The 26,142-nt window shown below is 62.7% G+C and carries 29 protein-coding genes and 2 pseudogenes; 12 read left to right on the top strand and 19 right to left on the bottom strand.

Translation table 11 applies throughout. The annotated features are described in order from the left end of the window. Nucleotides 1–14: 14 nt before the first annotated feature. Together AC1DYD_RS20415 and AC1DYD_RS20420 are read right to left on the bottom strand one after the other, a co-directional pair. Nucleotides 15–1,484 carry a DUF1254 domain-containing protein gene (locus tag AC1DYD_RS20415; protein ID WP_478174577.1) on the bottom strand — a complete coding sequence of 490 codons (1,470 nt, stop codon included), beginning with the start codon at nt 1,482–1,484 and terminating at the stop codon, nt 15–17. Between the two features lie 167 nt (nt 1,485–1,651). Next, a complete protein-coding gene (locus tag AC1DYD_RS20420) occupies nt 1,652–3,571 on the bottom strand; it encodes a sensor histidine kinase (protein WP_478174578.1) in 1,920 nt (639 codons plus the stop codon). Nucleotides 3,572–4,317: 746 nt separating this feature from the next. Here AC1DYD_RS20420 and AC1DYD_RS20425 point away from each other — a divergent pair. Next, entirely contained in the window at nt 4,318–5,154 is an 837-nt protein-coding gene (locus tag AC1DYD_RS20425) for a transporter family protein (protein ID WP_478174579.1), read from the top strand. An 84-nt stretch (nt 5,155–5,238) separates the two neighbouring features. Next, nucleotides 5,239–5,460: a hypothetical protein gene (locus tag AC1DYD_RS20430; protein WP_478174580.1), complete on the top strand. Its 222-nt coding sequence runs from the start codon at nt 5,239–5,241 to the stop codon at nt 5,458–5,460. Between the two features lie 143 nt (nt 5,461–5,603). On the opposite strand, the gene AC1DYD_RS20435 is transcribed toward AC1DYD_RS20430, so the two are convergent. After that, entirely contained in the window at nt 5,604–5,852 is a 249-nt protein-coding gene (locus AC1DYD_RS20435; RefSeq protein WP_478174581.1) for a hypothetical protein, read from the bottom strand. Nucleotides 5,853–5,911: 59 nt separating this feature from the next. After that, complete coding sequence (locus AC1DYD_RS20440; protein WP_478174582.1) at nt 5,912–6,118, bottom strand: hypothetical protein; 207 nt, start codon at nt 6,116–6,118, stop codon at nt 5,912–5,914. Nucleotides 6,119–7,263: 1,145 nt separating this feature from the next. Between AC1DYD_RS20440 and AC1DYD_RS20445 the strand changes: the two genes are divergently transcribed. From AC1DYD_RS20445 to AC1DYD_RS20455, 3 genes are all read left to right on the top strand, one after another. Beyond that, entirely contained in the window at nt 7,264–7,467 is a 204-nt protein-coding gene (locus AC1DYD_RS20445) for a type II toxin-antitoxin system HicA family toxin (protein ID WP_478174671.1), read from the top strand. Nucleotides 7,468–7,477: 10 nt separating this feature from the next. Further along, the gene (locus tag AC1DYD_RS20450; protein ID WP_478174583.1) at nt 7,478–7,876 is read left to right on the top strand and encodes a type II toxin-antitoxin system HicB family antitoxin; all 399 of its coding nucleotides are present in this window, start codon (nt 7,478–7,480) and stop codon (nt 7,874–7,876) included. Between the two features lie 283 nt (nt 7,877–8,159). Continuing rightward, nucleotides 8,160–8,789 carry a DUF2652 domain-containing protein gene (locus tag AC1DYD_RS20455; RefSeq protein WP_478174584.1) on the top strand — a complete coding sequence of 210 codons (630 nt, stop codon included), beginning with the start codon at nt 8,160–8,162 and terminating at the stop codon, nt 8,787–8,789. 165 nt (nt 8,790–8,954) lie between these two features. On the opposite strand, the gene AC1DYD_RS20460 is transcribed toward AC1DYD_RS20455, so the two are convergent. The 3 genes and pseudogenes from AC1DYD_RS20460 to AC1DYD_RS20470 form a co-directional block, all read right to left on the bottom strand. Next, nucleotides 8,955–9,374 (bottom strand): nuclear transport factor 2 family protein, encoded by a 420-nt coding sequence (locus AC1DYD_RS20460; protein WP_478174585.1) that lies wholly within the window; start codon nt 9,372–9,374, stop codon nt 8,955–8,957. Between the two features lie 456 nt (nt 9,375–9,830). Beyond that, a pseudogene (locus AC1DYD_RS20465) lies at nt 9,831–10,388 on the bottom strand (phage portal protein); the annotation flags it as partial. Then, nucleotides 10,388–10,780 (bottom strand): annotated as a pseudogene (locus tag AC1DYD_RS20470) (phage terminase large subunit family protein); the annotation flags it as partial. The pseudogenes AC1DYD_RS20470 and AC1DYD_RS20465, both read right to left, overlap by 1 nt. A 78-nt stretch (nt 10,781–10,858) precedes the next feature. Here AC1DYD_RS20470 and AC1DYD_RS20475 point away from each other — a divergent pair. The 3 genes from AC1DYD_RS20475 (at nt 10,859) to AC1DYD_RS20485 (ending at nt 13,914) form a co-directional block, all read left to right on the top strand. After that, nucleotides 10,859–10,981: a hypothetical protein gene (locus AC1DYD_RS20475; protein ID WP_478174586.1), complete on the top strand. Its 123-nt coding sequence runs from the start codon at nt 10,859–10,861 to the stop codon at nt 10,979–10,981. A 526-nt stretch (nt 10,982–11,507) separates the two neighbouring features. Beyond that, nucleotides 11,508–12,956 (top strand): RES family NAD+ phosphorylase, encoded by a 1,449-nt coding sequence (locus AC1DYD_RS20480; RefSeq protein WP_478174587.1) that lies wholly within the window; start codon nt 11,508–11,510, stop codon nt 12,954–12,956. Between the two features lie 235 nt (nt 12,957–13,191). Beyond that, nucleotides 13,192–13,914: a hypothetical protein gene (locus AC1DYD_RS20485; RefSeq protein WP_478174588.1), complete on the top strand. Its 723-nt coding sequence runs from the start codon at nt 13,192–13,194 to the stop codon at nt 13,912–13,914. Nucleotides 13,915–14,239: 325 nt separating this feature from the next. Here AC1DYD_RS20485 and AC1DYD_RS20490 read toward each other — a convergent pair whose 3' ends face one another. Further along, complete coding sequence (locus AC1DYD_RS20490) at nt 14,240–15,031, bottom strand: SOS response-associated peptidase (protein ID WP_478174589.1); 792 nt, start codon at nt 15,029–15,031, stop codon at nt 14,240–14,242. A 334-nt stretch (nt 15,032–15,365) separates the two neighbouring features. On the opposite strand from AC1DYD_RS20490, the gene AC1DYD_RS20495 reads away from it, so the two are divergent. The 4 genes from AC1DYD_RS20495 to AC1DYD_RS20510 all read left to right on the top strand — a co-directional run bounded on the left by AC1DYD_RS20495 (nt 15,366) and on the right by AC1DYD_RS20510 (nt 19,261). After that, on the top strand, nt 15,366–17,009 hold the full coding sequence (locus AC1DYD_RS20495) for a patatin-like phospholipase family protein (RefSeq protein WP_478174590.1): 1,644 nt from the start codon (nt 15,366–15,368) through the stop codon (nt 17,007–17,009). A gap of 686 nt (nt 17,010–17,695) precedes the next feature. Then, nucleotides 17,696–18,265, top strand: a complete 570-nt coding sequence (locus tag AC1DYD_RS20500; RefSeq protein WP_478174591.1) for a hypothetical protein — start codon at nt 17,696–17,698, stop codon at nt 18,263–18,265. Between the two features lie 122 nt (nt 18,266–18,387). Then, nucleotides 18,388–18,948, top strand: a complete 561-nt coding sequence (locus AC1DYD_RS20505) for a hypothetical protein (RefSeq protein ID WP_478174592.1) — start codon at nt 18,388–18,390, stop codon at nt 18,946–18,948. A 94-nt stretch (nt 18,949–19,042) separates the two neighbouring features. Beyond that, nucleotides 19,043–19,261: a hypothetical protein gene (locus AC1DYD_RS20510; protein WP_478174593.1), complete on the top strand. Its 219-nt coding sequence runs from the start codon at nt 19,043–19,045 to the stop codon at nt 19,259–19,261. 274 nt (nt 19,262–19,535) lie between these two features. Here AC1DYD_RS20510 and AC1DYD_RS20515 read toward each other — a convergent pair whose 3' ends face one another. From AC1DYD_RS20515 to AC1DYD_RS20565, 11 genes are all read right to left on the bottom strand, one after another. Then, a complete protein-coding gene (locus AC1DYD_RS20515; protein ID WP_478174594.1) occupies nt 19,536–20,324 on the bottom strand; it encodes a DNA adenine methylase in 789 nt (262 codons plus the stop codon). 141 nt (nt 20,325–20,465) lie between these two features. After that, nucleotides 20,466–20,747 (bottom strand): hypothetical protein, encoded by a 282-nt coding sequence (locus AC1DYD_RS20520; protein WP_478174595.1) that lies wholly within the window; start codon nt 20,745–20,747, stop codon nt 20,466–20,468. Next, complete coding sequence (locus tag AC1DYD_RS20525; RefSeq protein ID WP_478174596.1) at nt 20,744–21,103, bottom strand: hypothetical protein; 360 nt, start codon at nt 21,101–21,103, stop codon at nt 20,744–20,746. Before AC1DYD_RS20525 ends, AC1DYD_RS20520 begins: the two co-directional genes overlap by 4 nt. Beyond that, nucleotides 21,100–21,603: a hypothetical protein gene (locus AC1DYD_RS20530; RefSeq protein ID WP_478174597.1), complete on the bottom strand. Its 504-nt coding sequence runs from the start codon at nt 21,601–21,603 to the stop codon at nt 21,100–21,102. Before AC1DYD_RS20530 ends, AC1DYD_RS20525 begins: the two co-directional genes overlap by 4 nt. Then, on the bottom strand, nt 21,603–21,950 hold the full coding sequence (locus AC1DYD_RS20535; protein WP_478174598.1) for a hypothetical protein: 348 nt from the start codon (nt 21,948–21,950) through the stop codon (nt 21,603–21,605). Before AC1DYD_RS20535 ends, AC1DYD_RS20530 begins: the two co-directional genes overlap by 1 nt. Further along, nucleotides 21,943–22,320 (bottom strand): putative holin, encoded by a 378-nt coding sequence (locus tag AC1DYD_RS20540; RefSeq protein ID WP_478174599.1) that lies wholly within the window; start codon nt 22,318–22,320, stop codon nt 21,943–21,945. The genes AC1DYD_RS20535 and AC1DYD_RS20540 overlap by 8 nt, the downstream gene beginning before the upstream one ends. Beyond that, nucleotides 22,310–22,915 carry a hypothetical protein gene (locus AC1DYD_RS20545; protein ID WP_478174600.1) on the bottom strand — a complete coding sequence of 202 codons (606 nt, stop codon included), beginning with the start codon at nt 22,913–22,915 and terminating at the stop codon, nt 22,310–22,312. The genes AC1DYD_RS20540 and AC1DYD_RS20545 overlap by 11 nt, the downstream gene beginning before the upstream one ends. 14 nt (nt 22,916–22,929) lie before the next feature. After that, nucleotides 22,930–24,036, bottom strand: coding sequence for a hypothetical protein (locus tag AC1DYD_RS20550; protein WP_478174601.1), 1,107 nt, complete (start codon nt 24,034–24,036; stop codon nt 22,930–22,932). A 20-nt stretch (nt 24,037–24,056) separates the two neighbouring features. Then, nucleotides 24,057–24,647 carry a phage tail protein I gene (locus tag AC1DYD_RS20555; protein ID WP_478174602.1) on the bottom strand — a complete coding sequence of 197 codons (591 nt, stop codon included), beginning with the start codon at nt 24,645–24,647 and terminating at the stop codon, nt 24,057–24,059. Then, nucleotides 24,644–25,588: a baseplate assembly protein gene (locus AC1DYD_RS20560; protein WP_478174603.1), complete on the bottom strand. Its 945-nt coding sequence runs from the start codon at nt 25,586–25,588 to the stop codon at nt 24,644–24,646. Before AC1DYD_RS20560 ends, AC1DYD_RS20555 begins: the two co-directional genes overlap by 4 nt. Further along, a complete protein-coding gene (locus tag AC1DYD_RS20565) occupies nt 25,585–25,917 on the bottom strand; it encodes a GPW/gp25 family protein (protein WP_478174604.1) in 333 nt (110 codons plus the stop codon). Before AC1DYD_RS20565 ends, AC1DYD_RS20560 begins: the two co-directional genes overlap by 4 nt. Nucleotides 25,918–26,142: the final 225 nt, after the last annotated feature.

Below are 26,142 nucleotides of genomic sequence, written 5' to 3' on the forward strand. Positions count from 1 at the left end.
CGGACTCCGAACCGCTACTTCGACGCAACGATCCCCGGGGGCTGCCAGCTGCCGGCGCCGGCGGGAAGAATCGAAGGCGGCGTGGGCTTCGGCCAGTAGAGACGCATCACCATATAGACCGTGTCGTCGGGCGCCGGCAGCCAGTTGGCCTCCTTGGCCTTGCCCGGCGACTCCTTCTGGATGTAGAGCGTCAGCGAACCATCCGCGTTCTTCTTCATCCCCGACAGCATCGGCGAATTGATCAGGTAGCGATTGATCGGATTCTTGATCAGCAGCTGGCTCTTGCCGTCGTACATGGTCACCGACCAGAAGGCATTGACCGGCGGCAGCTTGCCGGCCGGGAAGGTGAGCGTGTAGTTGTGCTTGCCGGTATCGAGCGTCTGCCCGGCGCCGTCGGTGCGCGTGTAGGGGTACATCGCCTCGGCGGCGTCGTTGCCGTAGAGGCCGGCCTTCGCGGCGCCGGCCCGCATCAGCCAGTCGGCCTTGTAGAACGCCTGGTCGCCGAAGAACGCGCCGACGTTCCAGCCGTTGATCTTCTTCATCCCGCCCGAGATGAACTTGTCGACCTTCTCGTCGCCGGCCTTCATGCCGAGGAGGACCGCGCCCTTGTGCTCGAGCGAGAGGTCCTTGAATTCGAAGCTCCGGCCGGGGCCCACCCCGATGCTGGCCAGCTTGGCCCGGATCTCCTTGTCGTCAGCCGAAGGCGGCACATACTGCAGCGCGGCCGACAGGTACTCGAAGAAGTTGGCCTTGATGCCCTCCGTCGTGGCCGGTACGAAATCGATCTTCGGCGCAGCGGGGGGCGCGGGTTGATGGAGGAATGCGGAAAGCGGCTGGATCTTGTAGCCCGCCTGCACCTTCTCGACGTTCGGCATGTCGGCCGGATTGAACAGCTGGGTGCGGATCAAGGTCAGCGCGAAGGGGGTCGTGGCGTTGAACACCTTCTGGATGCCCGGGGGCGTCGCGCCCTTCCAGTCGGGGCCGGCAATCAGATAGTTCCCAGGCGCGCTTCCGGTTGCCCGGCTCCCGATGTAGCCGTAGTTGTAGGTGTTGCCGTCGATCAACTGAACCGAGTAGTAGCGCTTGCTCGAGACCGCCGGCACCGTGATCACGAGCGGCTCGGCGCGCAGGTCGGCCCAGAGCATCGAATAGGGCGTGTCGCTGTTCGGCGTGATGACGGCCGTGTCAGCGGGCGTCGCGACCCGATGCTCGTTGTGCAGTTGGTTGAAGGGCGCCTTGAACTGGCTGGACTTGGTGTCCACCGCGAACTCGTTCATCACGGCGTAGTTCATGACCAGCGGCAAGCCGTAGATGAAGCCTTCCTCGGCGATTGCCTTGGTCTGCTCGAGACTCGGCGCGGGCACGCCCTTGGCCACATCCGTCCTGGCTGCCTGCGCGATCGGATCGGTCTTGCTGGCGCAGCCAACCGTCAGGCTGATCGCCCCGGCGACCACCGCGAGCCATTTCACTAATTCCGCTTTCATGCTTGCCTTTCTGCCTTGAAGATCGTGATCCGTGCACGGTTGCAGCGGTCCGCGCGATGATGACACCGGCTCCAATGGGTTGGCAACTGCCCTTTAGGGAGGGTCTACAGGCCCACGCGGGCGCGGGCCTCCTCGAACGAGAAACATCAGTTCGGGCGAATAGAACGTCAAGATGCGCCAGACCACGCCTTCAGACTTCGGCGCGATTCATCTGTGTATCGCACTTGCCTGGCGGATCGCTCAGGCGCAGGCGTAGCCATTGCTGGCCCGTCGGCCGGTGAGACCGGTAGCGTCACGCGCAGGCTGGCGCCGCCACCTTCGACGTTCTCGGCCCACAGTCGCCCTCCATGTGCCTCGACCAGTGTGCGGGAGATCGACAGGCCCATACCCATCCCGGTCGGCTTGGTGGTAAAGAACGACCCAAAGATCTGTTCAAACCGGTCCTTCGGAATACCGGACCCCGTGTCGTTGACAGCGATCTCGACCGTCTCGGTGCCGCGATGCATCGCGGTGACCACAATGCTTCGCACTTTGTGTGCTACTTCATCGATCGCGTCCATGCCGTTGGAGATGAGGTTGAGCAGCACTTGCTGCAGATGGATGCGATCGCCAAGAACCGGCGGCAGATGGTGTGCAACTTCCAATTCCACGCGAATGTGGCGCGCCGCGGCGTCGGGACGGACCAATGCGGTGACATCCTCCAGGAGGTCACGCACGTCCAACGGCATGACCTCCACCTCGTGGCGCCGCAGCATGGCGCGCATGCGATCGATCACGAGTCCCGCGCGCTGGTCATCGGCGAGGATGTCGTCGACAATCGCGCGGATCTCTTCGAGGTCCGCGTGACCGGATTGCAACATGAGTGCTGCGGCTTCGGCATTGCGCAGGATGGCGCCCAGCGGCTGGTTGAGTTCGTGCGCCAGAGAAGCCGCCAGTTGCCCCATCACGGACACACGGCCTGCATGAGCGATCTCGTGCCGCAGACGCAGCATTTCCTGCTCGGCTTCCTTGCGTGCGGTGATGTCGCTGCAGGCGCCCCGGCTACGGACAGCGCGCTGGCATTCGAATTCGAATTGTCCTTGCGCCGAGAGCCACCGCGTGCTGCCATCGGAAACGCAGACGCGAAACTCCGTCTGATAGTGGCCAACCCTTTCCCCTCCCGCCTCGGAGAACGCCAGGCGCACCATGTCGCGGTCGTCGGCATGCACCTTCAATAGCAACGACTCCAAATCCATTGGCTCGCTAGGCGAAAAGTCGAACAGCTGCCGAGTCCTCGGGCTCGCCCAGAAGGTACCGCAAGCGACATCACGCATCCAGAGGCCCAGGTTCGCGGCTTGCGTGGCGAGCGTCATGCGCTCCTCGCTTTCGCGCAACGCATGCAGCAGTCTCGCCGCGTGACGCACGTTGCGACTCAGTTCGTAGGCCATCGCGAACACAATGCCCAAAGAGAACAAGCTGACCATGATCGGCGCCTCGACAAAGCCCCAGAACACCAGCACCGCTTGAGCGACACCCCCCAGGGCGAAGAAGCAGGCCGTGCCACCGATCGTGAGCGCAGTGGCCCTGTTGCCGCGGCGCCAGGCCGAGAGGCTGGCATCCAAGACAAAAATCGCGAGCAGACACATCGTCAACTGGCCGACCAGCATCCACGGATTGGGCGTCCCGATGCCGACCGAGACGTTCTCGCCCAGGAACGGAATGGCGCGCAACGCCGAGATCTCCTTGAAGTTCAGTGACCGACCGCTCAGGAAGTTGGGAAACAACGTGAAGGTCCGCAGCACGATGACTGTCCACCCCAACCAAGCGCGACCGCTTTTGAGATAGCTGCGCACGAAGCCGACCAGCGACACGGTAGCGAGCCAAACCGCCAACTGTCCCGCGCGGTTCGCGAGGGCATATTCTTCTGGCGCCTGCGCTTTCATCATGACGAGTTCGCCGAAGGCAAGCGCAGCGGTCGCCGCCGCCAAGATCGACAAGAACAAACTCGGCCAGGCTGCCCGATCCTTCACCCACACCGGCAGATGCACGGCAGCCAGCATGAGGCACGCGGACCCGACCATGGCCCAAACAATAGTGACCCAACTCATGAAAACTCCAATCGGCGACCAAGCCCAATTCTCGTCTGGGTCGAGTGACGTGACTTGAGAGGATACCGAAGGGCAGCATGACGACGGCGATCCCGGCCTCGAAGACGGGATTCATGGCGGTGCACAAGCTCATCGACGCGTTCCGGTGCTGCTGCACCGGAACGGACATGCGTCAGTTGACGAGTTCGAGATCTGCGGCACTGCGGCCCGGTCCCACCGGGCGCTCAGCGCCAGGTTCCCTGAGTGCCATTTCGAAGAACCAGCGTCCGCGATGCCAAAAATCGGACTGGGCCGATGGGTGGCTCATTGGAGCAGGACGCGAGCGGCCTCGCCATTGCCCTGGATGAAGACCCGCTGACCCACTCGCAGTCCGGGCATCGCCGGCTGCGTCACCTCGACAAGCACACCACTGTCGGTGCGAACGAAGATTTGCTGGCCTTCAAGCGGCTTGCTGTAACGCTCCGCAATGCGTCATCAACGACAGCGACATGGAAACGGGGATCGGCGCGCTCATGGGGTGGTCGGTGCACTGTGTGCGCTTTCCGGAGCGTCGTCTACTGCCCTTTAGGGAAGGCGCGCGCACGCCTGTTTGCCCATATGCTCGGCCCCGAATTCAAGAGAGGTCAATGTGGGAAGTCGAGCTCGTCCTTATCTCGCCATTGTCGCAATTTCTTCTGGCGCACTCCTTGCCGGCTGTTCCACCGATTCGCCGCTCTGCGCGCTGCATCGCAATAGCTGAAAAAGACATGTCTCAATCTCGAATCAAGGACCACTTCCCCTGTGAGCGGAGTTGGGCCGTCGGTGTCATGGCGGCGGGCCTCCTCTCAGCGTCTGCCCATGCGCAACAAAGCAACGAGGAACTCGCCAAGGCTGCGCAGAACCCGCTGGCCAGCTTGATCAGCGTGCCATTTCAGCTCAACACCAACTTCGATACAGGGCCGGAGCAGCGCACGCAGAACGTGCTCAACATCCAGCCGGTCGTGCCCTTCAGCCTCAACGAGGACTGGAACCTGATCTCGCGGACCATCATGCCGCTGATCTGGCAGCCGGCCTCCTCGCCTTTCGAAGGCTCCACTTTCGGTCTCGGAGACATTCAGCTCAACGGCTTCCTGTCACCGAAGAACTCGGGCAGCTGGATCTGGGGCGTCGGCGCCGTGGCGCAGCTGCCCACGCACACCAACGACCAGCTCGGCAACGACCGCTGGGGCCTGGGGCCGACCGCGGTCGTGCTTCGGCTCGAGAAGGGCAGTCCCTGGGTCTATGGCGCGTTGATCAACAACATCTGGTCAGTGAGTAGCTCGTCGACCGATCCAAAGATCAACCAGCTGACCTTGCAGCCATTCCTGAACTACAACTTTCCGGGAGGCTTCTACCTGACCTCGTCGCCGCTCATCACCGCGAACTGGGAGGCGGCCGGAGGCCAGAAGTGGACCGTGCCCGTGGGCGGAGGCGTCGGCAAGATTGTCCGCTTTGGCAAGCTGCCGGTGAACCTGCAGGCCTCTGCCTACTACAACGTCGAGCGACCCGACAACGCACCCCGCTGGGCGCTGAGACTCCAGGCGCAGCTGATGTTCCCCAAATGACCGCCTTTCAGGATGCGGACTCGACAACACGTGTCTCGAAATTCTTTCGTTGATTCTTCGATCTCAGGTAGAGGGAGAGCAGGAATGATTCCACGCACCACGCATCGAGCGCGCCTCTCATCGGTGGCCGCGCTGTCGCTGTCGAACTTGACCATTGCGTTGAGAAATGGATCCTTGCTGGCGGCAACGGCAGCCTTGGGAATGATGACCTTGATGCCGCTGGATGCTTCGGCGGCCGCGTGCGTCAAGGGCGTCTATCGCGCGGGGTGCGCCGGGCCCAACGGGGCTGCGGTCGTCCGCAAATAATTATCCGAGCTGGGCGAGACCGATCGCGGCGATCAGCTTTCGGGTCTGTCCATCCCCCACCAGCCACGCTCCCATCTCAGAGCCTTGAGTATCCGCGCGATCACCGACTGCGTGCAGATCTACAGGAGGGCTGCAACGTGATGTCAGGGCTCATCAAACTCAAATTTGATGTGGCAGGCCTCGCAACGCGCTACGACCTGAGGGCCTCCACTGGGGAGCAATTCCAGGCGCTGAAGGCTGCCATCAAGGAAACATTCAGGGCAAGGCAGCGGCTCATCAGGAAATCTCTGCGCCTGATACCACGCGCTCTCCCAAGCGTCGATCACAAACTGCACGGCTCCCTTGTCTCTCAGATAGCCCAGCAGTACGTGGTGCATGCCTTCGAGCGCCATTTCCACCTCCATCGATCGGGGCACGCAGTATGAAGGCGCTCCCCATTCCTTTCGCGAGCCTACGGCCCGGCATCCAGCTCCTTGATCGCCGCGATGGCTTCGTGCCTCGCCTCGATCAGCGCCTCTTCCTCCGAGCGTGCACCGGGCTCGGCAATCTCAATAGTCTTCCGGTCGTCGATCTGGTACGACCAACTCCAGCGCGCGCCGATTGGCCAGACGTTGATCGTGACTTGGTGCCTGTGGTGTTCAAAGCTGGTGTCGGACATGTGTTGCCTCCAACGAAGAGGACCGACGTATGAAAGGCCGCCCCCTCTTGTCGGCGTCGAAGGTGCGCCCTCCTCAGCGGCGGCAAGACGCGCTTGATCTTCTCTCTTTCCACCTACATCAACCGCGCTACGGCATGTCCAGGGGCACCGCTTGTATGGGCGGCCAACCCCCCGGGCGTGGGCGGTCGAGTTCAGAAGGATTCGACCATGAGACTTTTCGATTGCCCTCGTCAGGTTCTTCCCGTTTGGGATGAATGCCTCATCCCTTCCTTCGAGTTCGTCTGCTCGCCGACGTGTTCTTCCGACGCAGATCCTCCGGTCGCCATCACGGTGTCGATGTCTCTATTGCGATGTTCCCTCGGCGGAATCAGGGCCGAGGGGTCCTCTGCAGCCAACTTCGGGTCTTCTGAAAGTTGGGCGTTCTTGCGAGCGCGTGGCATAGGCGGTACCTCCAATCGTCCAAGCTACCGTAGACCTTCGCAGTCAACGTTGCAAGTAGGGACGAGCCGCAGAAGGGCCATCGCACGAAGCGCACCGCACAGCTCTCCCCCCTGCGGTGCCTACCGCTTCCCTCTTGCCCGCACCTGGGATGACCGGCCGGTCCTGCTGGTCTGCATGTTCGACCCGAGCGACGCCGACCACCAGGTCGACGAGTCGATCAAGAAGGCCCTGAACCTGCCAACGCCGAGGCTCGCATGATCCGCTCCCGCACCAAGCCTGACGGCCCGCCCTTCCGCGTCGACGAGCGGTACGGCGCGCGGTTGTACAGCATCGGCTACAAGATGAAGTCCGGGCGCTGGGCGTTCCGCTTCAAATGCCTGGTCGACGACGCGAACCAGATCCGCAAGCTGCGCCGGCAGGCCATCGAGGAGTCGACACGCATCGTGGAAGACATGCCGGAGGGCGGCTTCACCCGAGCGGTGAAGGCCAACACCCCAAATCGGCTCAAAGGCCGTCATTTCCCGACGGCTGCGCGCCTCCTCGAACCGCTCGCCAAGCCGCGCCCACCTTGGCCTCAAGCCTCCGCGCAACCCAGTCGAAATCGACACATTCAGACCGGGGGCGGGGCGGGGTCCCGAGCGCGCGCTGCCGCCCCGGGTGGTCGCGAACGATGGCATTGGTGGGTATGGTGGGTACAACTTGCGATTGGTGGTTATAATAACCACCATGCGTACGCAGACATCATCAAGAAGCTGGAAGCCGATGGCTGGGCGCTACGTTCGGTGCGCGGCAGCCACCATGTGTTCAATCACCCAACCAAGCCGGGCCACATCACCGTGCCGCATCCGAAGAAAGATCTGGGCATCGGCCTTGTCCAGAAGCTGCTCAAGCAGGCCGGATTGAAGTAAAGGAGCCACCATGAAGTTCCTCATCGCCATTGAGCCGGGGACCGACAAAACGGCCTTCGGCGTAGCCGTGCCCGATCTGCCTGGGTGCTTCTCGGCCGGTGATACGTTGGAGGATGCCTTCGACAACGCCACGGAAGCGATCGACACCTTTCTGGAAGCCATGGCCGAGGACGGTGCCGACATTCCCACGCCCAAGCCTATGGCCATGCACATGGCCGACCCTGAATACGCAGGCTGGACGTGGGGCGTGGTCGAAGTGGACGTCACGCGCTACGAAGGCAAGTCCGAGAAGATCAACATCACGCTGCCGGGCCGACTGTTGGCGAAGATCGATTCCTACGCGCGGTCGCACCACACCAACCGCAGCCGCTTTCTCGCTGATGCGGCGCGCTCTGCCATGCGGGGATAAAAATGCCCGCGCTCGGCGGGCTGAAGTCAGCGGGCAGCAAGGCCGCAGGCTACTACCGGTCGAGATTGGACTTGACCTTCACCGACGTCGTTAACAGCCGACGATCGATCGTTCGAGGAGGTCGCCGGCTGCGCGGTTGCGAGCCTTGGCCGTGGCGCTCGCGGTGTTGTCGCTCGGCCTCGTTGATCGCAAGACGGGGCTGCCTTCGGGGTCTTGTTGTTGCTGTGACTGACCTGCGTGGGCGCGTGGTTGAATGTGATGGCGCAAATCCTTGGAGCGAGCCGTGGCGACAACCAATCCCGACAACATACTCTTCTTCATCCCGGACATCAGCGGTTTCACAAAGTTCGTGACCGAGACCGAGGTGAGCCATAGCCAGCACATCATCCAGGAGCTGCTGGAGTTGATCGTGGACGCCAATCAACTCGGGCTGGAGGTTTCCGAGTTCGAAGGCGATGCGGTGTTGTTCGTTCGTCCCGGCGCGCCGCCGTCGCTGGACGAGCTTCTGGCGCAGGCACGGAAGATGTTCGTGGACTTCCATTCGCACATCAAGCGGATCGAGATCCTGCGCACCTGCGCATGCGGCGCCTGTTCCAGCGTCCATTGCCTGTCGCTCAAGTTCGTCGCGCATTTCGGGCCGGCCAGGACCATGCAGGTCAAGGGACATTCGAAATTCATCGGCAAGAGCATCATCGTCGCGCACCGGCTGTTGAAGAATCAGGTGCCCGAGTCCGAGTACCTGCTGGTGAGCGAGGAGACGCTGAACCAGTTGGCCGACGGCACCGCGACGGCCTCGTCGTTCGAGTGTGGCCACTGCAGCTACGACGAGATCGGGGAGGTGGCGTATCGGCACCGTTCGATGTCGCCGTACCTGGCCGAGGCGAAGGCTACGGTCACCGGATCCCCTGCATGAAAAGCGCAAGCTCAACCCAAACCGGGGCGGGATCCAGCGCGCGCAGATAACCATACCGTGAGCGATCCATCGCGATCTCCCTCTGGAAAAATCCAGCCGTGTGCTGCGACTAAAGTTCAAGGTGCGATCAGGTGGATCGGTACACGTCCAAAGCAGGCCCAACTGCTACGTCGTGGCGGCGAGCGCCTTTGCGGTGTCGTAGTACTCCATGAAGTCGACGATCTTGCCTTCACGGAAACGGAGCACGTCCGCCTTCGGCGACTCGACTGTCTTGCCCGTCTGACGGTTCTTCCAATGGCACTTTCCCAGCATGACCACGCGATCGCCCTGGGCGATGAACTCGTCCGCGGTGTAGCTGAGCAGTTCCCACTGCTTGCTCACTATCTCGAAGTAGCGCTTCACATCCGACTTCGAACAGCATTCCTCGGTGAACTCAGCGCCAGCCGGAGCAGCGCCCAGCGACCGCCAACGTATGTCGTCGGACATCAGACTCAGCCAGTGCTCCACGCTGCAGGCCTTGGATTCATTCCAGCGTCGATAGCCGTCCCGCAGAAGTTCGACGTTAGCTATTTCCTCGGGGGTCATGACAGTCTTCTGGTTGAGGGTCTTTCACAGACACGCGTACTGCGATCCACTGAGCGACCGCCGCCGACCTAGCCGCCGACCTAGCCGCCGACCTAGCCGCCGACGCATGATGTCGATATTGGACCGATCGATCAATAAGCCATTGGGAGGAGGCCCGGCGTCGCCTGCGCGCCAGAAATCGCTGATAGGCAACTCGGCCGACGCAGACCGCCTGCCTGCCCATCCCACCGTGAATGTGATCGACAGCCCTGCCGCTCAAGGGTTCATGAAGGTGCTCCAACACTTGCACGGATCGCCCGTCTTTTTCCGAAGGTCAGGCGTTGCCGCCGCCCCCCGCGGAGCCCGACACGGGCACCTCATACGGTTCGAACCGCACCACCTCCTCGCTCAGCCACGCATTGTTCTCACGGAAGCGCTCCTGCAGCGGCCGGATCTCATTGCGCACGAACACCTGGGCCGCCGGAACAGCGTGGCGCTCTCGTTGAGCCAGGCCGACTGCAGCGCACTCAGGTACTCGGGCAGGCCGTACACCTCCTGGTTGATATCGGCCTCGCGCATGTGGTGCACGGTGCCCGGCGCGAACTCGTGTTCGTCCTTCCAGCCGCGCACGAAGAAATAGCGCTCGAGGTCGGCGCCGCGGCGCATGTACTTCGACAGCGCATGCTTCAACGCCACCGGCCGCCGGGTGCGCGGGCGGCGCGTCTCCAGGTAGGCGTTGCCGAAGATCAGGAAGTCGAGCACCCAGGCGCCGAAGGTCGCGCGATCGAGCATCGGGTGCGGGATGAAGGTGCTCAACAAGATGTTGCGCTTGAAGTAGATCGAGCTGCTGTGGTGCGTGCTGGCGCGGATCGACTTGGCCAAGCCGTCCCACGACACCGGCGGCTCGAACCACCGGCCGTTCGACCAGCACTCGACATAGTCCAGTAGGTCGCGCCGATCCATCACCGGCGTCGGGTCGCCGAAGGTGAAGGCCTCCATCCGAGCCGACGGGTCGGCAAGCGCTTCTGTGTTCATCAGGAAATCTCCATGAAGCCGCTGTTCGCGGCGGTGATGCCCTCGAGCGGCTCGTTGTCGAGCGCGTGCATGCAGGCCCAGGCGAGGTCGGCGTGGCCGGTCTCTTCGTTGCGGCCGGCCTCGAAGGTGATGTTGCGGCCGCTGGCCGTGAGGGTCTTGCGGATCGCCAGGAAGGCGTGCGCCAGGTCGACCCAGCCGGCGTCGAACTTCAAGCGCTTCTTGCCGATCACGCTCTTGGCCTTGAGCACCAGGCGCGTCTTGACGTCGAGCGAGTAGTTGAGCGCCTTGGCGGCCGGATAGAACTTGGTCACCAACTGGTAGACGCCCTGCCCCAGCCCGGTGGTGTCGATGCCGATGAAGGTCACGTTGTAGCGCAGCGTGATCTGGCGGATGGCAGAGTCCGTGAAGCAGGCAGCAACGAGCAGCAAGCCTTCCGCCCGTTCAGCCTTCAGGACTGCCGGCCGAAGGGCGTGAGCGACAAGATGGGCCGCGGCGACAGCGACGTCATGGAGGCGACGATGCACACCTCGGAGCGCATGGTTCGGCAGATCTACGACCGCCGCCGGGTGCGCGTCGCGAAGGCCGCGCGATGAGCCATATTCCAAAGTTTGGAATCTGACGCGCAAGAATGCTGATCATTTAGGCAGGCCAGAAAGAGCAAAGCCCCTGCAAGTCGTTGACTCACAAGGGCTTTTATCTGGCGGAGTGGACGGGACTCGAACCCGCGACCCCCGGCGTGACAGGCCGGCGCAAGAAGCAAGCATCCATGCGGGTTCCAGCCACTTTGGATATTCCAAACATCGGTCATTTTTGACCCGGCCTTCCCTCTGGGCGATCGATGCGGATTCCAAACATGGACGCTACGATCCCTACATGCGGAAGTCCCCAGATCGAGGGTTGCTGTGAAGCAAACCGGGCGCTTGAGATGACGCTCCGCTAGGCGGACTGGCGCCACGATCTGGCGGTTCGGCATGCTCGCGTTTTTCGGCCAGGAGCCGACATTGCCAATCGACCTCCAGTTGCCTTCTCCCCTATGCCGAAAAATGACACCTGACGGCGCTCCCGAAGAGGCCGCTGCAATGCTCTTATGCTCGCCGCAAAATAGGAGGTACTCGCGGCATGAATGACGACGATGACAATCAGAAGCACATCTGCTTTGAGTGCGCCGAAGAACCCTACCTGGCGCAGGTGATCGCGAAGGATGGCAAGGCGGAGGAATGCTCCTACTGCGGCCAGACGCAGGCCTGCATCCCCATAGACGAACTGGCGGATCGTATCGAGACCGCCTTCGACGATCACTATGTCCGCACCTCAGATCAGCCGACTTCCTGGCAGCAAAGCCTGCTGTCAGATCGCGAGTCCGAATACGATTGGGAGCGAGACGGCCAGCCGGTGCTCGATGCCATCGAAGAAGCCGCTGCGATCCCGCAGGAAGCCGCCGAAGATGTGCTTGAGATTCTCGACGACCGGCACGGTGACTTCGATTCAGCGGCCATGGGCGAGGAGACCGAGTTCTCATCCGACTCGTACTACGAGGAGAAAGGCGCAAGCGCTCAGGTGTGGCATGAGGAGTGGCGATACTTCGAGCAGTCGCTCAAGACCGAGGCCCGGTTCTTCAGCCGTTCCGCCTCAGGACTTCTCGCCCGGGTATTCGGAAACATTGACGCGCTGAAGACCAAGCCGCGCCATCCGCTTGTTGTGGATGCCGGTCCCGACCGCAGGCTGACTCACCTATATCGCGCCCGCGTCTTCCAATCAGACGAAAATCTTGAAGAAGCGCTGTGCCGTCCGGACTTGCATCTGGGTTCGCCTCCGGCCCGCCTTGCCAGCGCGGGCCGAATGAACGCGCGCGGAATCTCGGTGTTCTACGGGGCAACCAACGCATCCGTGGCCCTAGCCGAAGTGCGCCCACCCGTGGGGAGCAAGGTCGTGGTCGGGAAATTCAGCATCAACCGCCCCTTGCGCCTTTTGGACCTGACCGCCCTCGATGGTGTCCGGGATGGGGGCAGCATCTTCGATCCATCCCTGAAAGGCCGCCTAGAACGCGTCGCGTTTCTGCGGTCCCTCGGCCAGCGCATGACGCGACCCGTGATGCCGGATGACGAGGCCTTCGACTACCTCGCGACGCAGGCCATCGCGGACTTCCTCGCGACCGAGAACGAGCCAAAGCTCGACGGCATCATTTTTGGTTCAGCGCAGTCGAAGGACGGGCGCAATGTCGTGCTGTTCCACAAGGCGGCGCGTGTGGAAGAAATGGCGCTTCCCAAAGGCACCGAGATCGAGGCTCACACCGGCTACGGAACCGAGGACGGGTGGGAGACTGACTACTGGGTGAGCGAAGCTGTACCGAAGACGGAAGGGCCAGCGCCGCAGAATGAAAAGGATGAGCTGATCGGCTTTGCTCCGCATTTCAGCCCTTCCTACAGCGCGGATGAGGACTATCGCGATGCGGCTTTGCGCGTCGACCCTGCCACCGTCGTGGTCCACCATGTTGGGTGGGTCAAGGTCAACAGTACTCGGTTTGCAGTGACACGCGACCGCCGCGAGAAACGGGATTGGAAGTTTTGATGGGGACCGTTGCCGGTCCTCGCTCGGCTCGCGCTCGAAGACCGGAAGCTCCCAGCGGAGGTGATGGAGCCGAGCTTCTTGGATCGATTGGAGAAGAGCATGTGGCTGAGGCCCACCGAGCAGACCTCATTCGACTACACCTCGGCGCCTGCTACGCCAGGTTCGACCAAGCTCGAGAGGCCCTGAGCCAGTAAGGCGGTAGCTCTTCGTTTGGAATGCTTGCAGATATTGCGAGATGGACGGCAAAATAGCCCCGATGCATAGCATCTCGTACTTCGCGTTTTATACCGTGATTTACGTCCTTAGCTTAGCGGCTGTCTGGTTTACGGGGAAGCCGCTTGCCACTCGCGGTTATGGGTCAGACATCCGCATCGTAGCTTACGTATTTTCTCTATCTCTGACGATCTGTTCGTTGGTATTGTGGTGGGCACTCAGCACAGGGGTCGTTCAGGGGACCAATCGTTTTACAGGGAGATTTGGGCCATTTATCGAGAGCCTTATGGAAGATTCGACTGACCTCCATACGGAGGGGTATATTCTTGGTGCGCTCTTGGCACTACTGGTAATACCACAGTTTCTCGCCTATTTTCTCAGCGGCCTCTATGGCTGCGCATCAGCGCCGATTTTTCTGGATCCTGTTTTTCGTTTTGTCTTCTGGAGTATCGTAAAGTTCTGTGCCGTCGCAGCTGGCGTTAACGGTATTTTTTGGGGCTACTCCGCCTACGCATTTTCGAGATCGCTTGACGGCACATCAGTTAAAACGATTGACGGTACACCATTTGATATCGCCTTGGGGAATTCGTTGGCTTCGCCTTGGTGGCTTTGGCTCGCGCTCTTCTTAATTCTCGTGTACCGATTTGGTCGAGCGTTGTTGAAGCGACCAGGAATCATTGGTCGAGTGCTTCGTCGAATCAATATTTGGGCAAATCGAAACCTGCCGCCGCATAGGCCCGAATAACTGGACCACATGTCATATGCGGGCTTTCAGCAGCCGGCGTAGCTTTCCTTCCTCTTTGTGTGCGATGTTCGCGTGCGGATTTGCAGGCGGTGGTTTGAGGTTGGACCTCTTGCGAGGCCTTTCCTTGCTTGGTCCGATCTGACTGACGTAGTCGGGACTGAAGGGGGTGACAGGCTTTTGATTCACTGTGGGGTCTGGCCGTGGTAGTACTTCATCGGCTGTGGTTCAAGCTGCTTGGCGTGTATGGATCGCGACCTTTGGCGTCGCTTGATACCCGCATCTGGCTCGACTGCGGTCCCAACCGAGGCGACTGCTTCATCCCAAACTAAAAAAGCAAAGGCTCTTCTGGCGGTGCCTTCGTCACACGGGCAACGATGATCGCCTCGGGCTCCTTCGGCGGCAAAGGCTCTGCGGCCATAGCGAGCCGCTCGGCCGGGAACTGCATCATGAAATCCATCGAGCGCTCCGGCGGTGCATCCAGCCACTCGCCGTACTGCGCCTCCGGCAGGATCACGACCATGCGCTTGTCCTGCTTCTCTGGCGGGCGCTTCGGGTCGGGCCGATGCATCAGCTTGAAGAGCGGGTGCTCGTCCGCGTTGATCGTGAGCATCGTGAAACTCAGCGCCCACTCCGCTGTCTCGGGGTTCTTCCAGGGCGACCACAGCCCGGCGACGCCAAGCGTCTCGTCGTTGGCCGCGGTGAATCGCGTGGGAACGAATTTGCCCGTGCGCCAGTCCGGCTCACAGATCGCCTCGCAAGGCACGATGCAGTGCCGCGGCTTGGCCCAGGCGTTCTTGAAGCTCGCCAGCTCGCGGACCGTTTCGATGCGGGCGTTGTACGTCTTGAGGCCGTATTTGACCTCCTTGGCGAAGCCGGGCAGCAGCCCGAAGTGGCCTTCTACGACTTCGAAGTCCGGCACGGCCTCGTCGCCTGATTCCCTTTCGGGTGGCCTTCGGATGAACGGCGCCATCTGCATCGGGTAGATGTGCCACCGGGCGGCGGCTCCCAGCTCGGCGGCAGGTGGATGCCGAAGTGTTTCTCGATCTGCTTGCGGCGCTTCTCGGCCTGGTAGTGGCTGCACATCAGCGCATTCTGCTGGAGTCCGGCCGGTGCGCAACCGGGGCCAGCCACTCGACTGCAGCCGTCGCCGGCGGCAGCGCGCGCAGTCGCTCGTCCCGCCAGAGATCGCCCGCCAGCTCGCCCAGCTGACGGGTCGACGATTCGCCAGCGCCGATGCAGTTCGTGCGCACAGGCGGCGATCCAGATGTCCGCGGCCACGGGGTCCATGAGAAGGGTATCCATTTAGCTCCGGATATATGGATGCACATCCAGTAATCTACGCCACTTCGGCCGATTTGGGGATGTTGTCCATGAAACTACATGTTGACCAAACTCTGGATTTGTGAGACACAGGTCAGCAAGAATCAGCCGAAAGGTCGGAAGGAGCACATTTGAATTCTTCGCCCACTGAGCAGACAGATGAGCTCATCCCAGTTCAAATAGCGTTCCAAGGCGGTGGCGCGAAGCTGTGCGCACTTATGGCAGTGGGTCAAGCATTGCAAGACGCCCACGGTAAGTCGATAGAGATTAAGCGCGTTTCAGGCACTTCGGCCGGCTCGATAGTTGCGGCGCTAGTGGCGAGCAAGAAGCCAATCGATCAGATTCGTAAAGAACTAATTGCGGGTCACGGGGAGCGAATGGTGAAGGCCTATACGCTGAAATGGCCTCGACTATTAAGTCTTTGGATGATTGCGACCGGCCGCCCACTTCGCTCGCAAAAGCAATTGCGCGACTGGCTAGATAGTATATTCGACACAAAGGAATTGCAGATCGGCGCTATATCAAAAGAATCAAAAATCGGCTTGATAATCCCTTCGACAGACCTCGCAGAGGCCAAAGCCATCCCTGAGGCTCAGGTCAAAGACGTAAAACTCGCGATTCTTAATTCGACGAACATTCCCTTTTTCTTTGGTGCGTGGAAAACTCCTAGCGGTCGATACGACGGTGGCTTATGTGAAAATCTGCCTGTAGATTTGCTGCGCGAGGAAATTGAAGAATATTCTGAAAATATTATTGCGATTTCATTTGAGCCCTTGACGGGTAGAAGTCCTAGCGGAACGCTTTCGTTCGCTCTCTCCCTGCTTGATTCAGCCATTTCTACGGCGGAGCGCAAGACTCGCTTGTCGTTGCACCCCGCCAACATTCACTATATAGACACATCAATCGGGACCTTCGATTTCGAGGATGCGTTCCGTAGCGGGTTGAACGACAAGTATGAACTTGCCTATATTCGCGCCACGCAGTGGATCGCTAACTGGGTTAGGTTCAAGAAGGATGGCAAGAGGCAGCTCAAAGTAGACCCGTGGCTTGAAGAGAATCCAACAGCACAGTTTCTTTTGAGACAGGTGGGCAAGGTCTATCGGGACATAGAGCAGAAGAAGCTTATTAGGTATCTATCCTGTCGGTTTTCGATATATTGCAATTCATTGCGTCAGCCGGGTGATCCTTGGCATGACGTGCCGGATACGGCTGAGGTCCAATTTGTTTTTCACACCGAACGCGACTCTGTAGCATCTTTGAGAATGGGATTATTCAATATTGATAGTGGAAGCTTGTTTGTTGAGCGCACAGCTTCGATCCAGCTTTTTGGACCTAACGGCAAGCACCGCATTATTGAAACGCCTGTGCGCTGTGAGGATGATGACCTCCGTTCTCGCTCGCTATGCCTATTTTTTGATCCCCCACTTGAGCCAGGCACAGGGCCTTACACGCTAAATTTCATAGAGAATGCGCAAAGACTCATGCAGGACCTTGTCAAAAAAGGAGAAGACATAATTGCATACGTTCCACTCCGCGGTTCTGGGCCTGTAGGAAAGGTTGAGTACATTTTTGGCTATCCGCGTCAATTCAACATTTCAGTGGAAGGTCATTGTCGACCGGGATTGGGATTGCGTATGCATGCTCTTTCTAAGGAAGAGGCCACCCCACAGAGTGTATTATTGCCAGACATGGAGTTTGTAGGGTGGGTTGCAGAGGAGGTCCCCTTGGACTCCGAGTGGAAACTAAATATCGTGAAGCGCCAAGCGACAACTTGACAGCCGCACAATTTCTATGTATAAGAGCCAATGCGCATAATTTTAAAGATTTAGCTTCCTAAGCTGACATAGGGCAATGCCGCGCATGACGGCAGGGTGGAGTGTGGGTCGCTGGGTCGAATGCAGATGCGGGCGGCGCTGGCGCGCCTGCACGGTTTGCTAGGGCCACCAGGTCTGTCCGGCCGCTCACTTAGACGACGGCCCCAGATGAGGCCAAACTCGCGAAGCAGCCCGCAGACCTGTTCGCTTGAGTGGCGTGAGCGCTCTCACTAAGCCTCCTTGGGCACCCGGTGCAAAGCCAGGACTGGCTGCTGCTTAGTTCCGCGGACATTGGCTACATCGCCGCGCGTTCCTGCTCGGCAGCATCGAGTGCCGATACGACCTTCGAGCGCTGCTGATAGATGGCAGATGGAGCGCGCTCGGCGAGCACTGCACGCGATGGCGTCGCCCATCGCTAATTTGCCCGTCGCGCTATGACCGCGTTCGGGCGAGCGGAATGTCTGCTCAGGCCCACTCCGGTCTTTGACATCGCTCTTTAGCTGACTTTGCCCACTACGCCCGCGCGGGGCGCGATCGGCGCGGGAGGGTGCTGATGCTCGCCCCGGCCATCGCGCGGCCCCTGGCGCTGTTCCACGTGACACCCATCGGCGACGGTAGCGACTCTGGCCGCACGCACAATGCGCAGCATGACTGACCCCAAACCTTCGGAGACCGACGCGGAATTCCGCGAACGAATCTCCGCTTCCCTTGAGCGACATGACGCAGCCAGCCGGGTCGAGCGTGTGGAGCGACTCGTCTGCTTGTCGCAGTATCACCCGCCGATCGGTCTGATCTTCGACAGACCTGAGACGTCGATGGTCCTGGAAGAGGCCCGCGCCAGCTTCGTGTACGGCAACAACGTGGCGACGTTGATCCTAGCCCTCGCCTATGTGGAGCACGCGCTGGCCGACTCGCTGCCGTCGCTGCCCGAGCCGCTGCCAGGGAAGAAGAAGGCGAGGAGCCCGATGATCATGGAGGCGATCGACCTTGCACGCGCAGCAGATCTGTTTCCGGCCGACCTGCTCGATCGCGCCGAGGCCCTGTGCGCGCTGCGCAACCCGTTCGTGCACCGCCGTGACGAGGACGACCCGGACACCCTTGGCCATCGCATCTGGACAATCAAGGCCCACTTCAGGACGATTCTTGAGCAGGATGCGCGAGATGCGCTTGCGGTGATGTACGGATTCTTTCGGCACTCCCTCACGCTGCTGCCATGACCGGCTGATCTCGGCCCATGGGGGCGGTCAGGCGAATGGGCCCATTTCATCGCCTGAGCCAATCGGGGGGCCTGGGCGCCTTCCCCAAAGGCTGCACACTTGCGCTGCCACAATCGGCGCTCATGAGTTTTCACGCAGATCAGTGGATCGGGGTCGTCAACGCCGCAGGCACATGGGTGGCCGGCATCGGCACCGTCGCGGCGGTTATCGTGGCCCTGCGACTGGCCCGCAGCGCCAGCCATGTGCAACTCAGGACCGACCTTAATGTCTACACGCAGTTCACGCCCGGCGACCCTGCCTGGGTCGATTGCATAGGCTACGTCGTCACCAACCTCGGCGAGCGTCCGGTCATCATCAATGCCATCGGCTGGGTCGTCGACACCGGCGGGGGCAAGGAGCACGCGACTCAATTCCTGCACGATGGGCTCGGGGATATGACCCCCAAGCGCCTTGAGCACGGCGAGGTCGCCCGCTTCATGTTCCCGCTGGTGCCGCTGTGGGCGGCTAACTTCATCGACGGCTTCATCACCTCGACCGAGATGCTGCAGACCCTCCGGGGCACCGTTTCGACCACGGTCGGCCATACCGTCGAGGTCAAGCCGGCGGCGAGCGTGCTCAAGCGGCTGCGGGCGGCGCTCGATGAGCAGGAGAACTCGTCCAAGGCCACGGAGCCGGCGGCTTAACGCCCGCCACGGCAACGGCAGCGATCACTTTTTCGATTTCTCAACAGGGACCCTACGAGGGGCAGACAAGATGGAATATCTCGGACAACCTTTCATGATTCAAAACACGGCCGACCACGGCTGGCTCGTCACGTGGAACGACGCCGTCGCGCACCGATCGAGCGCGGGCGAGATCATCGAGACCATTTCGTTCACCGTCGCAATCCCCAGGAGCGCGAATCTGTCCATCTCTGAGGTGCAAATCTACGCAATGCGGCGCGCCGAGGAACTGCTCCAGTCCGCAATCAAGGCTCAGCAGAGCGGCAGCAAATAGCTCGGTTGGTCCTTCGCATGGACCTCGGCCGACTATCCGCTGATGCTGCTGGCCGAGTGCCAGCTCGCCTTCGATCTGCCAGGCTGGATCGATCTGAATCTCAACCCACACACGAGCCCGGCTTCGGCCACATCTAGCCGCAGCTAACTCTTCCTCACTACAGTAGAGGCGTAGAGGCGACATGATCCACCGCAACAGGGAAGGTCGATTTCCGGGCGAGCTCCCGGACTTCAGGGAGCGGAGGCGCGCTGCTCAGGCCGGATCGCCTCACCGCCTAGAAGAGACCCGCGGGCTCCGCCGCTACGTCCCAACTGAAGATCAGCAATTCCTTCCGATCCGCCGGCCGGTGCCCTCCCCCGACCTGGTAGGTGATGTCGAGCGATTCCATGTGCAGCTCGGCGAAGCAGGACCGCACCTCGGGATGGTCGTTGATGCTCAGAATCGCCTTGCCCTGCAATGACTTCAGAGTGTTGGCCATGGCCTCATATTCCTGCCAGTCGAAAGGCACGCCGTAACCCTCGGTCTGCCAGTACGGGGGGTCCAGGTAGAACAGCGTGTGCGGCCGGTCGTAGCGCCGCATGCACTCGCGCCAATCAAGACGCTCAATGTGCGTCCCTGCCAGCCGAAGATGCGCCGCGCTCAGCTGCTCCTCGAGTCGCAGCAGATTGACCGGCGGCGCCGTAGTCGCCGTGCCCCAGGTCTGGCCCGAAACCTTGCCGCCGAAGGCGTGGTGCTGCAAGTAGAAGAAGCGCGCGGCCCGCTGGATGTCGGTGAGTGTGGCCGGCGGCGTGGCCTGCAGCCACTTGAACACCTCGCGGCTCGACAGCGCCCATTTGAACTGCCTCACGAACTCCTCGAGGTGGTTCTGCACCACGCGGTAGAGGTTGACCAGGTCACCGTTCACGTCGTTGATCACTTCGACGTCGGCCGGCGGTCGCAGGAAGTACAGTGCCGCCCCGCCCGCGAAGACCTCGACATAGCAGGTATGCGCCGGGAAGCGCGGAATGATGGTGTCGGCCAGGCGGCGCTTGCCACCGAGCCAGGGGACGATTGGGATTGCCATGAGGGGTTCCAGACTGCGTTTACACTCGCCCCGCCTCTAGAGGTGGACAGGGCCTTGGCTGGGCTCACAGGCATGCGCTGTGGGATTGGTGGCTCGCCTCGGTGCTTCAACACCTTGGCAAGTCGCCTTGTTCTTTTTTCTCTACGACGGCGCGACCGGCGCCGTGCAGGAATCGACCGCGGCGCGCAGCTCGAGCTCGTAACCTTCGCGGATCTCGATCTCGGCCATCGCGCTCGCCGCGAAGCGGTCCAGCTCGACCCCTGGCGCCAGCGCTTCAGTCGGCATCGCCGGGCGAGCGGGCGTCTGCACGCGGCATTCAACGGGGATCGGAACCTTGATCTTGGTCACGCCGGCGGTGCCGCAGGCCGCGAGCGCCAAAGACGCGATCGCCGCCAGCGAAGCGAGGCCATGTCGACCCATCATTGCGCCTCTCCCCGCTCGATCAGCCAGCGATCGACTCGCACGCGCGCACTGCCGCAGTCGTCGCCAGCCAGAGCCGCCGGGGTGGACAGGATCGTGTGCGCCAACTCCTCGCGCGCCGCGGCTGCGCCTCGCGCGCTCGCCTGGGCCTTCCTCGCGGTCGCGGCGCGCTCGTCGGCCAAGTTGCGAAGATCGTCGGTGGCATCACTGCATGCCGACGCCAGGGCGCGAGTGGCATCGCGTTCGCTCACGGCCTTGGCGAGCTCGTGGCGAGTTCCGATCCATGCCCAGCCGAGCGCCGCATTGGCCGCGACGCTGAGCGCGATTGCGCCGGCCAAAGCCGCAAGTGCCGGGCTCATGCGACCAGACCCAGCGCCCGGCGGCTCGCCAGGTGGTATGCGTCCCAAGTCAGCCGATGCGGCTTGCCCGGCCGCCAGGTGCGCAGCGCGTAGAGGTCCCACGCCGCGGCCGCATCGTCGGTCGCTGGCAGCGGCTTCGGATCGGTCCATAGGAGCAGCCTGGCCACGCCGGCGGCAAGGATGTCGTCGCGCTCGAGCGCCGACCAGATCGCGGCCGGCTCGAAGGCCACGCGCCGAGCCTGGCACAGGGCCTCCAGATAGCCACGGCTCTGCTCGTGCAGGTATACGCCCCACACGCCTCCCCTGCTCGCCCTGGTGCCGCACTCGAACTGCCACAAGCCGCGCGCGGGGCCGTTGCCGAGCTGGCGACGAAACTCAAAGCGGCTCTCCTGCTGGCCGATGGCGAGCAGCAGGACGCGGGCCGCGAGGCTGTCCGTGCGCGCCGGCAGCAGCTTCATGGCGGGCTCGAGGACCTGGGACACGACGGATTGAAGACTCATCATCCCCGCACCCCCACTCGAGCCTGCAGGTACCGAATCGCGCGAATCAGCACGGACATGTCTCCCCGCACCAACCAGACCTGCCAGAGCACGAGGCCGTTGACCGCAGCCTCGGCCGGTTCGACCGGCGTGTAGTACCACCCGCCCAGCACTCGCATTGCGATCACGCCATAAACGGCGGCCAGCACGTAGCGCGCGATCCGCCCATGCGTGGCGCACGCATCCTCCGCGTCGGGGTCCGCCAGGACCAGCAGCAGGAAGATCACCGCGCCGATCAGCCCGTTCACCAGCAGCAGCGCGAGGTCGAAAGCCCCTTGCGCCTCGAAGTACATCAACAGTTCATTCATTTCTTCCTCCTCCAAGGACACGCTCGACCAAACGACTCAGGATCTGCGGCACGCTCGTTTCGGCCCAGTCCAGCACCACCATCGCGATCGCTACGAGCAGCGCGGCCGAAACGAAGGCCGCGAGCCACAGCGGAAGCGACGGAACGGCCGCGCGAAGGTGCGGGGTCAGCGCATACCCGCCGACGAGCGAGATGCCGAAATACAGCGCCTTCTTGAGCCGGGACGGCTCCTTGCTGCGCAGCAGGAACACGAGCGCGCCGCAGAACACGCCGCTCAGCAATCCGATGTCCAGGTGCGGCCACATCGCCGCCGACAACGTGATGCCACTGACAGCGCCGGCAGCGCTGGACGAAATCAGTTCAGTCTTCAACCTGCACCCCCGAATCGGTTTCGATCGGCGGCACAGGCTCGAGCGGCGGCACGACCAGGCGCGGCAACAGCTCGACGAGTTCCTCCTGGGTCGGCTCCGCGATCTCGCCGGCCTCGACGCGCGCGAGCAACGCGTAGCCGGCCGCCCAGATCTGCGAGCGCCAGGCGCGTAGGGCCCTGCCCTCGATCTGGAACTTCGGCACCGACGGCTCGTCGGCGTAAGTCACCGCAGTCTTGATGTCGTCGTAGTTGAGCGAGCGCGCCATGGCGTCCATGTATTCCTGGATCAAGGCCTTGAAGGCGTCGAGCTTCTCGCCGAGCGTTGGCTCGCGAGTCTCGGCTGGCGCCGGCAGCGCGATCGGCGCAGGCGGAGCGGGCGGAGGGGGAACCTCCTCGAGCACCCAGGTGCGCCCCATCAGCACCGCCTTCATCCCCGGGGGAATGGGAGGCGGTGCGACGTCAGTGGCGAAGTTCGCGTTGAGCAGCGCGTAGACGGGCTTGCCGGCGCGCTCAGTCTCGACCGGGTCGAGCGGATGCGGCGAGCTGCCGAGCAGCACGCGGGTTTCAGGGTCGATCAGGTAGATGGTCTTGGTCATGGTGCGAGGGGCTTTCAGTAGCTGACCCAGGCCGGCAGGGCAACGTTGCGCGGGCGTGCTTCGGAGCCGTCGCCGTAGATGCCAATGCCGGTGCCGCTGCCGTTGAGCCAGATGCCGGTGAGCGCACCGGCCACGCCGACGTTGTGGCCGTGGGCGCCGTCGGTGTTGACCCAGACCGGCGTGTCGATGCTGAAGGTGGAGCCCTGCCCGCCTCGGTCGTTGTCGCCGACGTATTGCGGGACCAGCATTCCGTGGTTGTGTGCGCCTTGCACGTCCGTCCACGCGTGGTGCGCATGCCCCGGGTCGTTGACGTAGTGGTTGTGGCCGGGGTCGGCCACGGCGTGCGCGTGATGCCGGTTGTCACCGTCCTGCCAGGAGCGCAGCGCACGGCCAGCCTCGACTCCGCGGCCGTTGTCCAGGCAGCGGATGAACTCGCCGCGCAGCTCGATCAGCGAGAAGGTGCCGGTGCCGGACAGGCCGAGCCGTGCGACCAGGTCGGGGTAGTTGGCCTGGTTGTAGCTCACGTCGCCGCGGATCGGCAGGTAGCCGGGAATCGTGGCCGGGTTGTCGTAGCTGTACTGCACCAGGCCGGGCTGGTTCCATGGCGCACGGACGTACTTCGTGCCGTTCCAGATCATCTGGCGCACGTGCGGCGCGATGATCGTGATGACCTGGCCGCGGTAGTCGAGCGGCGGCGAGGCGAAGCCGTCGCGGAATGCGTAGCCCGGATGCGGATCGGTCTTGGTCTCGTGCCAGGCAAGCGATCCGTCGAGCAGTGCCTCGATCTCCTTGATCGTGAACCCCCAGCGCAGCCATGCGGCTCCCACGGTGCCGGGCTCGGAACCACGACTCGGCGCGGCGCTCTTCCAAGTCGCGCCGGCATGGGCGACGTAAGCATCTGCCGGGTAGTCGAAGCCCGCGACCCAGGCCGTGATGTTCCGCAGCCGCTGATGGCGGCTTCGCGCGCCGAGTTGCCGCGCCTGCGCGTTGTCGATGCCATCGGGTCCGCCCAGCACCGGGTCGGACGTCTCGAGTTGATAGATGCCCTCGGGCCACACATCGACTTCGGTGAGGTTCACCGCCGTCGATGGAAGCACGAGACCGGGGACGACCGTTGCCATGTTTCTCCTCTCCAATGGGTTTAGGCGCCGGGCGCGACAGTGCCGCGCGTGTAGGTGCCGTTGCGCTGCGCGAAGCCGTTGTGGCCCAGCGCTGCGCGCGTGTAGTTCAGTTCGACCAGGTGGCAGCAGTTGCGTCGCACGTTGAGCAACATGCGCTTGATGCTCTCGGCCTGGTCGATGGTCACCGGCCGCTGCAGGATCACGGTGTAGGTCGCCCAGTGGCCGTTGCCGCCGCGGCGATGGATGCCGGTTCGCGCAGTGACCCGACCGTCGTGCGCGATGCTGTTGCTGCGCTCGAGGAGGATGGCATCGCCATGCCCGCGCACAGCCAGCGCGCGCTTGATGGCTGCCGGCGTGCCCTTGTGCTCGTGGATCTCGACCGCCTCGCGGCAGGCATTGCGCTTCATCTGCTCGGGCCAGTCCGCGTCCCAGTCGTCGACGGACAGCGCCCACGCGAGCCAGGGCAGAAGCGAGGCGGGACAAGTGTCAGCGTTCCACAGCGAAGGCACCAGCGTGCGGACCGCCGAAAGACGCGCGGCATAGGCCAGGTCGAAGGCGCGTTCCGTGCTCGAGGCGCTCGGCGGAAGGATCGTCTGCTGAGCCAGCGTCACAGCGCTTCCCCGGCCAGTGTGACGGTGATGCCGGTGCAATAGGCGGCGTTCTCGTAGTCGACCGAAATGTCCGCGGCGGGGCTGACGATCACCACCCGCTGCACGCCCGGCTGATGGGCAGCGGCATAGATGCCGCTGAGCGTGATGTCGTGGCCGCAGCGGTGGTGCCGCTCCGCGAAAACCGCGAGTGCGTCCCGCGCGGCCGATCGCACCAGCGAGACGTCGGGACCCGCGTAGTGGTAGATCTGCAGCTCGATCGCGTACGGCACGATGGCGGCCGCCTTGACGATCACCTCCTCGCACAGGGGCCGCACGTTGTCGGTGTTGAGCCGGGCGGTCACGGCGTGGAGCGTGGCGTCGTCGGCGCTGCCGTCGCCAGACGTGCCGAGCACGGTCACGAGCGTGGTTCCGGGCCTCGGACTGGTCACCGATGCGTCCTTGACCGTGCCTGCCGCGCTCAGCGCGTGGAACAGGTAGGCGCCGGTGGGCCCGGCCACGCTATAGCTCTCGGCCTTCAGCGCGAGGCGGCTCTGAAATGCCGCGTCGGACTCCATCACCGCGGGCCGCGGTGGGCGCGCGTCGGGATCCGCCTCGATGATCGTCAAGCGCCTCTCGCCGCGGAAGTAGGTGACGCCGATGTGATCGAGATCCGAACCGGTCGCGAAGGCCAGCATCAGCGAGCGCGCCTCGTCGTTGTAGCGCGCGCGCTGCAGCAGGTCGCGGTAGGCAGCGACCTCGGCCAGCTTCGCAAGCGGCTCGGACTCCAGCGCCAGCACCGCGGCGACGTTGGCGCGCTCTGCGGGGTCGATCCGGCCGAGAAGCTCTGCCTTGAACGCGGCCAGCAGTGCCTCGAAGTCCAACGCCTCGAGGATCGCGGGCTTCGGCAGGCTCGAGATGTCGATGGCGTTGAAGACGCTCGCCTCCGATCCGCTCGCGCTCACGTCCGCACCTCGACGTCCGAGACAGTCACGGCCGCGTTCAGCGGCAGGTAGACGCAGTCCATCGCGAGCGTGACGAAGCCGACGCCTGCCTTGGTGACGTGGATGCGCTTGAGCTTCACGCGCGGCTCCCAGCGCGCGATCGCGGCTGCGCTTGCGGCCACGATGCTGACCAGGGTGCGGCGGTTGATCGGCGCGTCGATGAACTCGAAGACGCGGGCGCCGTATTCGCGGCGCATGACGCGCGAGCCGATCGGGGTGGCGAGGATGTCGGAGAGGGATTGGCGCAGGTGCGCCAGGCCGCCCAAGGCCGCGCCGGTGTTTGAACTCATGCCACTCATGCAGCGATGGTCGCCGGAGTGGTCGCCTGTCGCCTGCAGGGAAAGTTCAGATGGAGTGCCGCAGACGGTGGGTAGCTGCAGCAGTCCTGCAACCGGCTCATCAGGGTGCGCCGCTCCTGCCGCGCCGTTGCGTCAGGCGGAGCTATGGGCTACGCGAGCACGAACTCCCAAATTCACGGTTTCTTTGCGCTGTGGTTTGGCCCCGCGCATGGTGCA

The sequence above is a fragment of the Variovorax sp. P4_B11 genome, from assembly GCF_056402355.1.

Coding starts and splice junctions, on each gene's coding strand:
- AC1DYD_RS20415 (WP_478174577.1), bottom strand. CDS start 1,484: ATGAAAGCGGAATTAGTGAAATGGCTCGCGGTGGTCGCCGGGGCGATC.
- AC1DYD_RS20420 (WP_478174578.1), bottom strand. CDS start 3,571: ATGAGTTGGGTCACTATTGTTTGGGCCATGGTCGGGTCCGCGTGCCTC.
- AC1DYD_RS20425 (WP_478174579.1), top strand. CDS start 4,318: ATGTCTCAATCTCGAATCAAGGACCACTTCCCCTGTGAGCGGAGTTGG.
- AC1DYD_RS20430 (WP_478174580.1), top strand. CDS start 5,239: ATGATTCCACGCACCACGCATCGAGCGCGCCTCTCATCGGTGGCCGCG.
- AC1DYD_RS20435 (WP_478174581.1), bottom strand. CDS start 5,852: ATGGCGCTCGAAGGCATGCACCACGTACTGCTGGGCTATCTGAGAGAC.
- AC1DYD_RS20440 (WP_478174582.1), bottom strand. CDS start 6,118: ATGTCCGACACCAGCTTTGAACACCACAGGCACCAAGTCACGATCAAC.
- AC1DYD_RS20450 (WP_478174583.1), top strand. CDS start 7,478: ATGAAGTTCCTCATCGCCATTGAGCCGGGGACCGACAAAACGGCCTTC.
- AC1DYD_RS20460 (WP_478174585.1), bottom strand. CDS start 9,374: ATGACCCCCGAGGAAATAGCTAACGTCGAACTTCTGCGGGACGGCTAT.
- AC1DYD_RS20480 (WP_478174587.1), top strand. CDS start 11,508: ATGAATGACGACGATGACAATCAGAAGCACATCTGCTTTGAGTGCGCC.
- AC1DYD_RS20485 (WP_478174588.1), top strand. CDS start 13,192: ATGGACGGCAAAATAGCCCCGATGCATAGCATCTCGTACTTCGCGTTT.
- AC1DYD_RS20500 (WP_478174591.1), top strand. CDS start 17,696: ATGACTGACCCCAAACCTTCGGAGACCGACGCGGAATTCCGCGAACGA.
- AC1DYD_RS20505 (WP_478174592.1), top strand. CDS start 18,388: ATGAGTTTTCACGCAGATCAGTGGATCGGGGTCGTCAACGCCGCAGGC.
- AC1DYD_RS20510 (WP_478174593.1), top strand. CDS start 19,043: ATGATTCAAAACACGGCCGACCACGGCTGGCTCGTCACGTGGAACGAC.
- AC1DYD_RS20515 (WP_478174594.1), bottom strand. CDS start 20,324: ATGGCAATCCCAATCGTCCCCTGGCTCGGTGGCAAGCGCCGCCTGGCC.
- AC1DYD_RS20520 (WP_478174595.1), bottom strand. CDS start 20,747: ATGATGGGTCGACATGGCCTCGCTTCGCTGGCGGCGATCGCGTCTTTG.
- AC1DYD_RS20525 (WP_478174596.1), bottom strand. CDS start 21,103: ATGAGCCCGGCACTTGCGGCTTTGGCCGGCGCAATCGCGCTCAGCGTC.
- AC1DYD_RS20530 (WP_478174597.1), bottom strand. CDS start 21,603: ATGAGTCTTCAATCCGTCGTGTCCCAGGTCCTCGAGCCCGCCATGAAG.
- AC1DYD_RS20535 (WP_478174598.1), bottom strand. CDS start 21,950: ATGAATGAACTGTTGATGTACTTCGAGGCGCAAGGGGCTTTCGACCTC.
- AC1DYD_RS20545 (WP_478174600.1), bottom strand. CDS start 22,915: ATGACCAAGACCATCTACCTGATCGACCCTGAAACCCGCGTGCTGCTC.
- AC1DYD_RS20550 (WP_478174601.1), bottom strand. CDS start 24,036: ATGGCAACGGTCGTCCCCGGTCTCGTGCTTCCATCGACGGCGGTGAAC.
- AC1DYD_RS20565 (WP_478174604.1), bottom strand. CDS start 25,917: ATGAGTTCAAACACCGGCGCGGCCTTGGGCGGCCTGGCGCACCTGCGC.